Source organism: Streptomyces sp. NPDC104367, assembly GCF_055583825.1.
Map to the genome: position 1 here is coordinate 1 of NZ_JBVJND010000029.1, position 12,667 is coordinate 12,667.

Sequence of the window (12,667 nt, forward strand, 5' to 3'; positions counted from 1 at the left end):
CCGCGACAACCGCCCACAACAACAGGACGGCCACGACGGCGGACAACTGGAGCAGCAGGAGCCCGGACCGCCCGGGGCCCCCGGGCCGGGCGCGCCGAGCGGGTGGTACGCCGAGCGGGGCTGGGCGCCGACGGCGTTTGGTGGATGTGGCCATGATGTGGGTGTACCTCTGCGCTAGTCAGCCGGTGACGGTCGGAGCCTGGTCCCAGTAGATGGCGCTGTCCTTCGGGGTACTGCTCAGCAGCCCGTACTGGTGCATCTTCGTGATGACGGTACGCATCACGGTCGTGTTGACGGTCTTGTCGTAGTACGAGACCTGTTCGTTCTTGATGTAGTCGGCGGACAGCTGGGTGTACTTCTTCTGGATGTCCTTCACCGCCTGCGGGTGCGCGTTGGCATAGGCGATGCCCTTGGCGACGGCTGCGGTGAACTTCTTGGCCGTGGCGGCGTTGGCGGACAGGTACTTCTGGCTGGAGAAGAGCACACCCTGGGCGATGCCGGGCAGGCTGTTCATGCCGTCGCCGATGGAGGTCAGACCGGCTGCCTTGCCGGCGGCGTAGAAGGCGCCGAAGGAGTAGACGGCGTCGGTCTTGCCGGTCTTGGCCGCGTCGGTGAGCGAAGTGGTCGGCAGCGCGACGAACTTGACCTTGCTCGGGTCGCCGCCGTCCTTCTCGACCAGGTACTCGACGATGAACTGGATCGTGCCGCCGAGCGCGGCCAGGCCGACGGTCTTGCCCTCCAGGTCCTTGAAGGACGTGATGGAGCTGCCCTTCTTGACCAGCAGGCCGTCCGTGGGGTCGGTCCTGGTGGTGGCGGACTCCAGTCCGGTGGCGATCCGGATCGGCATGTTCTTCGCCGCGCCCTTGAGGAAGCCCGAGCTGTCCGTCATCGCGAACTGGGCCTCACCGTTCAGCACGGACGGCGCGTTCTGCGAGGTGTCCTGCGCGCCGGCCTTGATGGTGACGTCGAGGCCCGCGGCCTTGAAGTAGCCCTGCTGCTGGGCGATGTAGAGCGGCTCGAAGAGAGCGGCGGTCGAACGCAGCACGGTGATCTTCGTCGCGCCGTCACCGGAAGCGGTGTCGGCGCCGCCCGATCCGCAGGCCGCGAGCGGGCCCGTGACGGCGAGCGTGACGAGGACGAGTGGAAAACGGCCCAGTGGACGGCTCATGGACTTCGACATGAGGGGTGTGCTCCTTTGCACGGTCACGGCTGTTGTTCGTGGGCGCGTCGCCGCAGACGATCTGGAGGTACCCAGACGTTACTGTCGACACAAAATGGGGGTCAAGGGATCAGATCTGATTTTTCTTGGCTTTCTGTCGACACAATTTGGTTGGTGTCGAGATGTCCGTCATGTCGGCCCGGCGCGGTCGCATCGTCCGTCGGGCCGAGCGGCGGGAAGTCGAAGAGTTGCGCCGGGTTGTCGACCAGCAGGCCGTGCAGCAGGCCCGGATCGGGAGCGATGCCGGCGAGCAGGTCGACGAGCAGGCCGTCGTCGGGAGCGTCGCCCTCGATGTTCACGTGCGGATAGTCGGTGCCCCACACCACCCGCTCGGGAGCGTGGGCCACCAGGGAGGCGGCCAGGGCGACGCCGTCCAGGTAGGGCGGGCCGGTGCGGGACACCCGGTCCACGCCGCTGACCTTGAGCCAGACGTCGCCGGTGTCCAGGAGGGCGCGCAGGCTGCGCAGGGCCGGATCACTGGGTCCCCGCGCCAGATCCACGCGTGCGAGATGGTCGATCACCACCCGGCCGGGCAGGGAGCGGATGAGTGACTCGTACTCGGCGACCTCCTGCCCCCGGACGTGGATCTCGGTGACCCAGTCCAGACCGTCGACGCGCTCCAGGACGGAGTCGATCTCCCCGCGGGTCGGCGCGCTGCGCAGGTGCGGCAGGAAGTTGAGCCGGAACCCGCGGACTCCGGCGCGGTGGAGGGCCTCGATCTCCGTCCGGGTGGTCGTCTCCCCGACGAGCGCGACCCCGCGGAACCGGCCGCCCCCCGACGTCAGCGCGTCGACGAGTGCCCCGTGGTCGGAACCGTTGCACGAGGACTGGACGATCACGGCACGGGACAGGCCGAGACGGGCGTGGAGGGCGGCGACCTGCTCCTTGGGGGCGTCGATCGGCGTGAAGGTGCGCTCGGGCGCGTACGGGAAGACCGCGGCCGGGCCGAGGATGTGGCAGTGGGCGTCGCAACTTCCCGGCGGGAGCGCGAGAGAAGGCTTGCGCGGTGTCGGATGCGGAGGCGGGCAGCCGGGGGAGGGCACCGCTTCGTGGACGGCGGGTTCAGTCACAGCGGGCCGTCATTCCGCCGTCGACGACGATCTCGGTGCCGGTGACGAACCGCGCCTCGTCCGAGGCGAGGAAGAGCGCCGCGTGCGCGGTGTCCCTGCCGTCGCCCATGAAGCCGAGCGGGATCCGGGCCTGGCGCTCGGCGAGCAGCTTCGCCACGTCGCCGCCCGCGCGCTGGTGGGCCAGCCGGGCCTCGACCATCGGCGTGTGCAACTGGCCCGGTACGACGGTGTTGACCCGGACGCCGTCGGCCGCGTACTGGACGGCGGTGACCCGGGACAGCTGGATGACCGCCGCCTTGGCCGCCGCGTACCCGACCTGTGCGGCGCCGGTCCACCGCAGCCCGGACGCGGAAGCCGTGTTGACGATCGAGCCGCCGCCCCCGCGCCGCATGATCGGGACGGCGTGCTTGCAGGCCAGGAAGGCGCTGGTGAGGTTGGTGCGCAACTGGCCGTCCCAGTCCTCCAGGGACAGTTCGGCGGCTCCGCCGGCGCGGGATCCGCCGACGTTGTTGACCAGGATGTCGATCCGGCCCGCCTGCCGCTCGGTGCGTTCGAAGTAGGCCTGCACGTCGTCCGGTTCGGTGACGTCCAGCAGGTCGGTGCGGACCTGGCCGCCCTCCTCGCGGATCTGTGCCGCGGTGACCTCCAGTGCCTCGCTGTCGCGGTCGGTCAGGAACACGGTGGCGCCTTCACGGGCGAAGATCACGGCCGTCGCGCGGCCGTTGCCCCAGCCGGGGCCGACGCTTCCGGCGCCGCTGATTACGGCGATCCGACCGGCCAGGCGACCGGACCGATCGGGGACCACGTCGTGGGTCACGGTTTGTCTCCTCGGTTCAGGTGGTGCGCTTCATCCGTCGAAGTCTCGCCTAGTGTCGACAGAAAGTAAATCCATCCCGACCTTAAGTCGGTCTTCTTCGGGTTTGTTCGGATCTAGTGTCGACAGTTGGGAATTCGCGGTGATTGAATGACGGCGCAAGGACAGCCCGAGACCGCCCGGAGGGCGCATGGACAAGCCGGCCGTGTTCACCAGTGAAGAAATCGAGCGATTCCGCTCCGAACTCGCCGCCAGACGGGCGCCGGGCTCCTACGAGCCGGGCCGCTGGTCGGTGAGCCCGCTCAACCGCCGCCCGGACGTACGCGGGCCCATGCCCGAGTCCGTGCGGCTACGTGACTCCACCCTGCGCTCCGTCGAGACCATGCCGGGCGTCGTCGCCTCCACGGAGGCGAAGGAGGCGTATCTGCGCCGGCTCGTCGGCGCGGGCGTCCACGAGATCGTCACGGCGGGTCTGGCCGGCCGTGACGACAAGGCGCTGCGCGCCGAGGTCGAGGTCATCAAGGGCGAGAACACCGGCTGCCGGGCCGTGCTGCCGCTGCCGCGCACCGCGCGGGACGTCGACCGGGCCGCCGACGCCGGATACGACGCGGTGCAGATCTGGGTACAGGGTCTCGGCGAGGCGTCCCTGATCTACAACCCGGCCGTCTACCAGCACGCGTGGCGGGGCGAGGACTGGCGGGGCACCGGTGTCGCGCGAAACCGTGACGACCTCCTCGCCGGGGCCTGCGCTCTGGTCCGGCGGGCCCGTTCCCGGGGTCTGGAGGTGATCGCACCGATGCTGATGGTGTCCTACCTGACCGAGGAGGTCCTGGAGGAGACCGTCGCCGTCCTCGTCGACGCGGGCGCCACGGAGCTGACGCTCTTCGACGGCCCGGGTGCCATGAGCCCCGAGGCCTACGGGCATCTCGTCGCCCGTACCAAGCAGCTCGCACCCGGAGTGCAGGTGGGGCTGCACCCGCACAACACCTTCGGGCTCGCGATCGGTTGTGCCGTCGAGGCGGTCCGCGCCGGTGCCGATGTCGTGGAGCTGTCGGTCAACGGCTACTGCGGAGGCCCCGGCAACGCCGACCTGGCCGCCACCACGATGGCGTTCGAGGTGCTGTACGGGGTGCGCACCGGGATCCGGACCGAGCGGCTGACGGAACTGGCCCGCGCGGGCGAGGCGCTGACGGACCATCATCTCGCCTGGAACCACCCCGTGACCGGGACGAGCGCCTTCTCCTGGGGAGGCCTGGACTTCATCACGCAGGAGACGGCCGTCGACCCGCTGCTGCACAACTGCCTTGAGCCGACCCTCGTCGGCAACGCCCGCAAGGTCCCCTTCACGCTGCACAGCGGTCCTTTCACTCTGGCGGACAAACTGACCGGGCTCGGTGTCGACGCGACCACCGCCCAGGTCGACGAGATCCTGCGGCGGGCCCGTGAGGTCATGACCCGTGAGGGACGCCCGCTCACCGACGCGGACCTGACGGCACTCGCCCGGGAGTCGGCGGGCGGCTCGGACACGGAGCCGGCCACCGGTTCCTGAGGCCGGAGCCCGTACCGGCCGGTGCGCCACGGCGGAGTTCCGCCCACCGGCCGGTTCGCGGGCGCCGGGAAGGCGCTCCGCGATCAGCGGCTCTCGCGCAGGCCGGCGGGCCAGATGCCCTGCTTTCCGGGGGAGAGGATGCCGGCCGGGTCCACGGCGTCCTTGATCTTCTCGACGAAACGCCGGTACGCGTGGTCGTTGAAGGAGAACTGGTCCGCGGCCAGGTCCATGAAGCCGAGGTGGGACCGGTACATGCCGTATCCCTGCCTGCCCGCCTCCTGGATCAGGGACGCGACCACGTCATGGACCCGGCGGGTGCCCTCCTCGTCCCGGAAGTCGAAGTTGCTGCCGCTCACGTAGATTCCGCTGCGGGGATTGATCGCCATCAGGTCGGTCTTGTAGTCGAGTCCCGCGCTTTCGACCATGGGCCGGAACGTCCTGACGAACCGGAGCACGTCCGCGCCCCGCAGCGGCACCACCGGCGCGAAGTCCATGTGCCCGCCGTGGTCGCCGCCGGCCCATCCCGCCATGCCGACGAGTTCCAGGTGCGGTACCCCGGATATCACCCGGTCCGACGGGTTCGACAGCTCCCGCGCGCCGTCCGGCGTGGTCTTCTCGCCGCGGACACGGACCCCGGGGACGGCCGAGAAGGCCGCCTTCACCTTGGCGAACCTCCGGTCGACGAGGTCGCTGTCGCCCCAGAGCGACAGACGCAGCATCCAGCGGCCGACCTCCAGTTCACGTCCGATCCGCTCCAGGACCTCCTCGGGCATCGGACCGTCGCCGGCGTACCAGTCGCTGCGCCGCGACAGCATCGCCGCCGCGCTCGGTGTGTTGAACACGCACGGCACCCCCTCGACCGTGCGGTCGAGCAGCAGCCCCCGCAGCGTGTCGATCAGGGGGACGATGTCGTCCTCGGCCCGCGCCGTGACCGTCACCGGCATGACGGTCTCCGGAGCGGGCTGGAGCCAGACGCCCATCTTGGTGACGATGCCGAAGTTGGACTGCATGAACAGCTGGTCCAGCGAGGGCCCGAGACCGCGCCGGTAGAGGTTCCAGGCGGGGTTGCCCGGTACCCCGCCCATGCCCGTGCGCAGCAGCTCCCCGTCGGCGAGGACGACCTCCATCCCGCAAGGTGCCATGAAGTCCTGGCCGTACGCCATGTAGGTGACACCGTGGTCGAGCGAGTTGCCGATCACGCTGCCCCACCCGATGTCCGGCACCGACAGCATCAGGGGATGCCCGCGGCCGGTGAGCGCCTCGTGCAACTGGAGGAAGCTGACCCCGGGTTCGACGAGCGCGTACGACAACTCGTCGTCGATCTCCAGGATGCGGTTCATCCGGCGCAGGTTCACCGTCACCGAGCCGCCCAGCCGGGGACCGGCGCCGCCGTAACCGTTGTTGCGTCCCTGGCTGTTGGTCCACAGGGGCACTCCGTGTTCGGCCGCGACCCGGACGATCGCCTGTACCTCCTCCACCGTCTCCGGCTGCACCACCGCGGACGGGCGATGGTCCTTCCAGGCCTCGGGCTGGAAGGGGTCGCGGAACTCGAGGAACTGCGGCCCGGACGTGAGGACGTGCTCGGCCCCCACGATCTCCTCGAAGCGGCTGATCGCCGTTGCCAGAGCCTGCTCGCTCGGGGCACCCGCGGTCGATGCGGTCATGACGGTTCTCCTTCGGTCTCTGTCAGATGTCGTTCTTGGCGTCGAACCGGAGAGCGAGGTCCCTGATGTCCTCGTCGGACAGGGGCGCGCCGACGCGGGCCGCCATGGCCCGGCAGGCGCGCAGGATCTCGCCGGTCTGCCGGGGAGTGGCCGACATGCCGAGCGCGGTGAGTTTGTCGGCGAGGGCGTAGGGCCCGCTGAACGGCGTGAAGGTGACCGGCCGTTCGTTGCCCACGGACTCCGGCGCCAGGCAGTTGTGCAGCAGGGCGTCCACGGTGACCTCCTGCGAGATGTGGTCCGTACCGCCCCAGTCGAAGGCCATCGGTCCGGTGACCGGGTGGTTCCAGGCGACCCGGAGGCCGGTGAGCGCCTCGCCGGCACGGGCGAGCCCGGTGAGTTCGGCCATCCGGATTCCGGTGTCCACGCCGTAGAGCGCCTCGAACGCCGCCGTCGTCGCGGCCAGGTCGGCGTTGCCCGGGCCGCCGCAGTAGCCGTTCGCGGACAGTTCGACGACGTCGGCGCCGGCCCGGACGGCCGCGACCGCGCACGCCACCGCCAGTCCGAACGTGTTGTGGGGGTGCAGACCCGTCTCGACCTCCGGGGCGAGCGCCCGGACCCGTGTCACGAGCCGGGCGAACGCCTCGGGACCGACGGCGCCCGGACCGTCGAACAGGGTCAGCTCCGAGGTGCCCGCCCGCCGCAGCGCGTCGACACTCTCCTCCAGCAGCGCGTCGTCCAGGTAGGACACCATCAGCATGGGGGTGACGACCCGCAGTCCGTGTCCGCGTGCGTGGGTGACCAGCCGTTGGGCGTCCGCGAGGACCTCGGTCCGGGAGCGGACCGGCAACGCGGCGCGCCAGTCCTCGCCGGCCCACGCGGTGTCGTAGACGGGCCGGTAGATCTGGGACGCCTTGCCGAAGGCGTCGACCCACACCTGGACGCCGTCGAAGCCGGCCCGTGCCGCCCGGTCGATGTCCGTCTCGGTCCACACCAGCGGGCTCAGTATCCGGCAGTCGTCCTTCTCCTCCTTGACGACGGCGACCTCGGCCTTCAGCGCGTCGAGTGTCCGTCCCGCGGGGCTGCTGCCCACGATCTCGGTCACTCCGGCTCGGATCAGGCGCCGGAGGTAGGCGTCCCGTTCCTCCTGGCCGAACCGCGTGCCGGGCATGGTGTCGAGCGAACGCAGGGTCGAGTCCCGGAACCGGACCTTCGACGGCATCGCACCCGTGACACCGGGGTCACGGTTGAGCGGGCTCACCGACCACCGGCCGGGTTCGAAGGCCCCTCGGACCCGCCGCTCCGCGATCTCGGCACGGAACGCGGAGATCTCCTCGGCGGTGAAGACGGGTGGCTTGTCCACGGACGTTCCTCCTCGGTTTCGGGGTGGACGGGGGCATGGGTCGCCGCACCATGGCGCGGCGGCCGACGCCGGGAGGCGTTCTGGGGGAGTGCCGTCGCCGTCCGTGCGGCGGCCGGGGGCCCGCGCGTGGTCCGGAACGCGGGGGCGGGTGCCTCAGCGCAGCGGCACGACGGGGGCCGCGGCCGTGAGCCGGGCGTCGATGGCGCCGAGCCGGCCCGCTTCCAGGCGGACCCGGTCGCCCGGCCGGAGCCAGGGGTACCCGGCCTGGCCGTGGCGTGCGGACAGGTCCGCGATGCAGCCGGTGGGGACCGTGCCGGAGCCGATGATGTCGCCGGGGCGCAGGGTGGTGCCCCGGGAGGCGTAGGCGATCATCTGCCCGAAGGTCCAGTAGAGGTCGGTGAGGTTCGCCTCGGAGTACGCGCGGCCGTTGACACTCGCGCGCACCGTCAGATCCGGGCGGCCCGAGCCGCCGGCCGGCGGCAGTTCGTCCGCGGTGACGAAGTACGGGCCGAAACTGGTCGCCCAGTCCTTGCCCTTGGCCGGCCCGAGGCCCACGCCCCGTTCGCGGCGCTGGAGATCGCGTGCGCTCCAGTCGTTCATCAGGATGTAGCCGGCGATCAGGCTCTGGCCCGTGGCCGGGTCCACGTCCTCGGCCTGCCGTCCGACGACCGCCGCCACCTCCAGTTCGAAGTCCAGCTCCACGGCGCCCGGTGCCGCGCGTACGTCGTCGTGCGGGCCCCGGGTCGCGGCGGGGTTGGTGAAGTAGAAGGCGGGGATCTCGTACCAGGCCGGGTCCATGGACGCGCCTCGCGCGGACAGGATGGGTTTGAGGTGGTCCTCGAAGGCCATGAAGTCCCGGACGGACGGGGGCCGCGGAATCGGCGCGGTCAGCGCCGCGTCCTCGATCCGCAGTGTCTCCAGCGGGTCGGCCAGGATCTCGGCCGCGGTCTCGGTGAGGTCCCGGCCCTCCCTGAGCACGGTGACGAGGTCGTCATGGGTCCTGCTGGCGAACAGCCTGCCGTCGTCCGTGGCGACGGCCAGGCGCAGCCCGGAGTCGGATGTCCGATAGCTTGACCAGCGCATTTCTTCTCCTCGGGTGAGGTCTGCCGGAGCCGCCCGAGCGGGCGGCTCAGCCGGCTTCCCGGCCCCGGGAACGCCCGGTCCGGGCAGTGCCGGGCGGCGTGGCCCCGGCGTCCCTGATCGATTGCAACGCAGTTTTGTCGTCGGCGAGTTGTTCCCATGCCGTGGCATAGCGGGAGAGCAGGCCGAGCAGTGTGGCGAGCTCTTCCGGCGTGAACCCCTCCGACGAGCGGGATTCGATGCGCATCATGCGGTCCCGGAGGGCGGCCGCGAGGGCCTGCCCCTCCTCGGTGAGCCCGACCGGCCGGGTGCGGACGCTGACGCTCTCCGGCGGCCGGGTGACCAGGCCGCGCCGCTGGAGCTCGTTGAGCGGAATCGTCAGCGCCTGGCGGGTGACCAGGGTGCGCCGGGCGATCTCGGCCGCGCTCGTGGTGCCGGTCTCGGCGAGGGTCTCCAGGATCATCGCCAGCGTGCCGTTCAGCTGCAGGTCGGTGAGCATCGTGGACACGGCGTCGCCCGTGGCGACGCGGATTCGGTGGACCAGGTTCATGGGCCTGTCCGAGATCGTCTCGGCCCCTTGGCCGGAATCCGTGGGCGTGGGCATGGACATGCAGTCGGCTCCTTCGTGCCCCATCTGCGGGGACGGACAAGAGCGTAGACATCCCCCCACGGGTGAGGTCAACAGCTTGACGTCAATCAATTTACGTCAAGTAGTTGACGTCAACTAGTTGACATTCGCGATCGTGCGACGGATCGTTCTGGGCATCCCCAAGGCACAGGAGCCGCTGATGTCCGACATCTCCACCGCCTCCGCGGACCGCCCACCACCCCCGTTCAGGCCACAGCCGATGCCGCCCGTCGCCGCTCCCCGCCCGGTGAGGGCGTCCGAGCTCGCCGCCCGGTCTCCGGTCGCCGGGCTGCGGTACGTCGGCCTGGGCGTCCCCGACCTGGCGCGCGCCTGCGCGTTCTACGAAGGCATCTGGGGTCTGTACCGGGTCGCGGACGACCGCGGTGTCGTCTTCCTCGGCTCGGTGGGCTCACCGGAGCCCTATGTACTCCGCCTCCGGCAGGCCCCCGCCAAGCGCATCGACGTCATCTCCTTCGCGGGCCGCGACCGGGCGGCGGTCGACTCGCTCGCCGCCGACCTCGCCACGTCCGGCGTACGGCTGGTCCGCGAACCGGACGCGCAGGACACCCCCGGCGGCGGATACGGCGTCCGGTTCTTCGACCTCGACGGCCGCCTCGTCGAGGTCTCCGTGGACGTCGCCCCGAAGCCGTACCGCCTCCTGGAGAAGGGCGAGGCGGTCCCGCGCAAGCTGAGCCACGTCGTCGTCAACAGCACCGACGTGGATGCGACCGTCGGCTTCTACGAGCGCTTCCTCGGCTTCCGTGTGTCCGACTGGCTCACCGAGCGCATGGCGTTCCTGCGCTGCTCCACCGACCACCACAGCCTCGCCGTCGCCCGCCGCTCCAAGGTCTCGCTCAACCACATCTCCTTCGAGATGCGCGGCGTCGACGAGTACCTGCGCGGCACCGGCCGCCTCATCCGCAACGGTCACCCGCCGGCCTGGGGGCCGGGCAGGCACTCGGCCGGCGACAACACGTTCTCCTACTTCGCGGATCCGCACGGCAACGTCGTCGAGTACACCACCGAGCTGGCGCGGATCGACGACGAGGACGCCTGGATTGCGCATGTCTGGCCGAGCACCCCGGACTACTACGACCAGTGGGGCACGGCGGGCGACCTGGAGGACCTCTACGCCCTCGACGCTGCGAGCGAAACCGACAGCGGGCTGTGGAGTCCCGCACCGATCTAGGAGGGAGGAGCCATGACCCACGCAGTCCACGAACCGCCCGCCGGCCTCGCACCGCCCCGCACCGAGCTGATCGCTCCCGGCGTGTACGCCTACGTACAGCCCGACGGCGGCTGGTTCGTCAACAACAGCGGCATCATCGTCGGCACCGACACGGTGACCGTCATCGACTCCGCCGCCACCACCCGCCGCACCGACGCGCTCATCGACGCGGTCGCGCAGGTCAGCCCGCTGCCGGTGGCCACTCTCGTCAACACGCACTGGCACACCGACCACACCAACGGCAACTACCGTTTCCGCGGCGCCACGATCGTCGCCCACGAGCGGACCCGGGCGATGATGCTGGACCACGCGCCCACGACCCCCGACCCGAACGGGCCCTTCCCCGACGTCGACTGGGGACCGCTGGAGCCCGCACCCCCGTTCCTCACCTACGCCGACGCGGTCACCCTGTGGGCCGGCGCCACCCGCTGCGACATCAACTGGGTGGGCAGGCCCGCCCACACCACCGACGACTCGGTCGTCTGGATCGAGGAGCACTCCGTCCTCTTCGCCGGCGACCTCGCCTTCAACGGCAGCGCACCGCTGATGTCGGCCGGCTCCGTGGCCGGCGCGATCGAGGTCCTCGCCGACCTGCGCGGGCTCGGCGCCCGGCACGTCGTGCCCGGACACGGCGACGTCTGCGGCCCCGAGGTGTTCGACGCCCAGATCGACTACCTCCGCTTCGTCCAGGACGTGGCCAGGACCGGGCACCGGCTCGGGCGCACCCCCCTGGAGGCCGCGCGGGACGCCGCGGACAACCCGTTCGCCGACCTGCTGGACTCCGAACGGCTGGTGGCCAACCTCCACCGGGCCTACGCCGAACTGGACGGCGCCCCGCCCGGCGCCCCGATCGACCTCGACGCGACCCGACGGGACATGATCGCGTTGCACGGGGGACCGCTGAGGTGCGCCGCATGAGCCCGAGAACACGTTCCGCACTCGTCGTCGGCGCGGGCATAGCCGGCCTGTCGGCCGCGATCGCGCTGAGCGAGCGGGACTGGGACGTCACCGTCGTCGAGGTCAAACCCGAGAACGCCACCGTCGGGGTCGGACTGAACCACCCGGCCAACGCGCTGCGCGCGCTCAGGGCACTCGGCGTGTACGACCAGGTGGTCCGGCGCGGCTACGTCTACCGGGGAATCCAGCGCTACACCCAGGCCGGGGACCTGATCGCGACCTTCGAACCGGCCGACCCCGACGACGTGCCCTTCCAGGTCTCCATGACCCGGGCCGACCTCCACGAACTCCTCACCGACCGGGCCCGCGTACTCGGCGCACGCATCGAGTACGGCCTGACCTGGAGCGACATCCGCCAGCACGAGGACGCCGTGGCGCTCACCCTGACCGACGGCAGCACCCGCACCCACGACCTCGTCGTCGGGGCCGACGGCATCCGCTCGCCGCTGCGCCGGCTGCTGTTCGGCGACGGGCACGAGCCCCGCGGCACCGGCTACGTGTGCTGGCGCATGCCGGTGAAGCGCCCCGAGGGGGTGACGCACAGCCAGTACTTCAACGGGGAGCACGTCAAGGCCACCGCCATCAACCTCAACCGGACCACCATGTACCTGCTGGTGATCCAGCAGGCCGCCGCCAGAGCGCCGCGCGACGCCGCCGGACTCGCCACGGAACTGCGCGATCTGCTCGACGGGTTCCCGGGCATGATCGGCGACATCCGCGACGGCATCACCCCGGCCACCGAGATCCACGTCGGCCCGCTGGAGGAGGTCGAACTCCCGGGCCCCTGGCACCGGGGACGCGTCCTGCTCATCGGCGACGCCGCCCACGCCATCACACCCCATCTCGCGCAGGGCGCCGGCATGGGCATGGAGGACGCCCTCGTCCTGGCCGACGAACTGACGCGCCACGACGGCGTGCCGCAGGCGCTGACCGCCTTCATGGAACGCCGGCTGCCCCGCGTCCGCTTCGTGCAGCGCCAGGCGCACGAGATCCTCCGCAACGAGATGGAATCCGACGCCGAACGCAAGGCGGCCTTCGCCGCCGGCCTCGGCGCCCGCCAGGAGCGCATCACCCGGCTGCTGGCCGAACCGGCCTAGG

The 12,667-nt window shown here is 70.9% G+C and carries 11 protein-coding genes; 4 read left to right on the forward strand and 7 right to left on the reverse strand.

What is annotated here, in order from left to right; genetic code table 11:
• Positions 1 to 178: 178 nt before the first annotated feature.
• From ACZ619_RS33885 to ACZ619_RS33895, 3 genes are all read right to left on the reverse strand, one after another.
• Complete coding sequence (locus ACZ619_RS33885) at positions 179 to 1,180, reverse strand: ABC transporter substrate-binding protein (RefSeq protein ID WP_469607232.1); 1,002 nt, start codon at positions 1,178 to 1,180, stop codon at positions 179 to 181.
• A gap of 101 nt (positions 1,181 to 1,281) precedes the next feature.
• Positions 1,282 to 2,289, reverse strand: coding sequence for an amidohydrolase family protein (locus ACZ619_RS33890; protein ID WP_469607235.1), 1,008 nt, complete (start codon positions 2,287 to 2,289; stop codon positions 1,282 to 1,284).
• The gene (locus ACZ619_RS33895) at positions 2,282 to 3,106 is read right to left on the reverse strand and encodes an SDR family NAD(P)-dependent oxidoreductase (protein WP_469607238.1); all 825 of its coding nucleotides are present in this window, start codon (positions 3,104 to 3,106) and stop codon (positions 2,282 to 2,284) included. The genes ACZ619_RS33890 and ACZ619_RS33895 overlap by 8 nt, the downstream gene beginning before the upstream one ends.
• A 187-nt stretch (positions 3,107 to 3,293) precedes the next feature.
• On the opposite strand from ACZ619_RS33895, the gene ACZ619_RS33900 reads away from it, so the two are divergent.
• A complete protein-coding gene (locus ACZ619_RS33900; RefSeq protein WP_469607241.1) occupies positions 3,294 to 4,652 on the forward strand; it encodes a hypothetical protein in 1,359 nt (452 codons plus the stop codon).
• An 83-nt stretch (positions 4,653 to 4,735) separates the two neighbouring features.
• Here ACZ619_RS33900 and ACZ619_RS33905 read toward each other — a convergent pair whose 3' ends face one another.
• The 4 genes from ACZ619_RS33905 to ACZ619_RS33920 form a co-directional block, all read right to left on the reverse strand.
• Positions 4,736 to 6,316 carry an FAD-binding oxidoreductase gene (locus ACZ619_RS33905; RefSeq protein WP_469607244.1) on the reverse strand — a complete coding sequence of 527 codons (1,581 nt, stop codon included), beginning with the start codon at positions 6,314 to 6,316 and terminating at the stop codon, positions 4,736 to 4,738.
• A 22-nt stretch (positions 6,317 to 6,338) separates the two neighbouring features.
• Positions 6,339 to 7,676, reverse strand: coding sequence for a hypothetical protein (locus ACZ619_RS33910; protein ID WP_469607247.1), 1,338 nt, complete (start codon positions 7,674 to 7,676; stop codon positions 6,339 to 6,341).
• Between the two features lie 153 nt (positions 7,677 to 7,829).
• Positions 7,830 to 8,759: a fumarylacetoacetate hydrolase family protein gene (locus tag ACZ619_RS33915; protein ID WP_469607249.1), complete on the reverse strand. Its 930-nt coding sequence runs from the start codon at positions 8,757 to 8,759 to the stop codon at positions 7,830 to 7,832.
• Between the two features lie 46 nt (positions 8,760 to 8,805).
• Positions 8,806 to 9,366, reverse strand: coding sequence for a MarR family winged helix-turn-helix transcriptional regulator (locus ACZ619_RS33920; RefSeq protein WP_469607251.1), 561 nt, complete (start codon positions 9,364 to 9,366; stop codon positions 8,806 to 8,808).
• A 133-nt stretch (positions 9,367 to 9,499) separates the two neighbouring features.
• Here ACZ619_RS33920 and ACZ619_RS33925 point away from each other — a divergent pair, with 133 nt between their 5' ends.
• From ACZ619_RS33925 to ACZ619_RS33935, 3 genes are read left to right on the forward strand one after another with little or no spacing between them, the layout of a single operon-like run.
• Entirely contained in the window at positions 9,500 to 10,573 is a 1,074-nt protein-coding gene (locus ACZ619_RS33925) for a VOC family protein (RefSeq protein ID WP_469607252.1), read from the forward strand.
• A 12-nt stretch (positions 10,574 to 10,585) separates the two neighbouring features.
• Complete coding sequence (locus tag ACZ619_RS33930; protein ID WP_469607255.1) at positions 10,586 to 11,530, forward strand: MBL fold metallo-hydrolase; 945 nt, start codon at positions 10,586 to 10,588, stop codon at positions 11,528 to 11,530.
• Positions 11,527 to 12,666, forward strand: a complete 1,140-nt coding sequence (locus ACZ619_RS33935) for an FAD-dependent oxidoreductase (RefSeq protein WP_469607258.1) — start codon at positions 11,527 to 11,529, stop codon at positions 12,664 to 12,666. Before ACZ619_RS33930 ends, ACZ619_RS33935 begins: the two co-directional genes overlap by 4 nt.
• Position 12,667 lies beyond the last annotated feature (1 nt).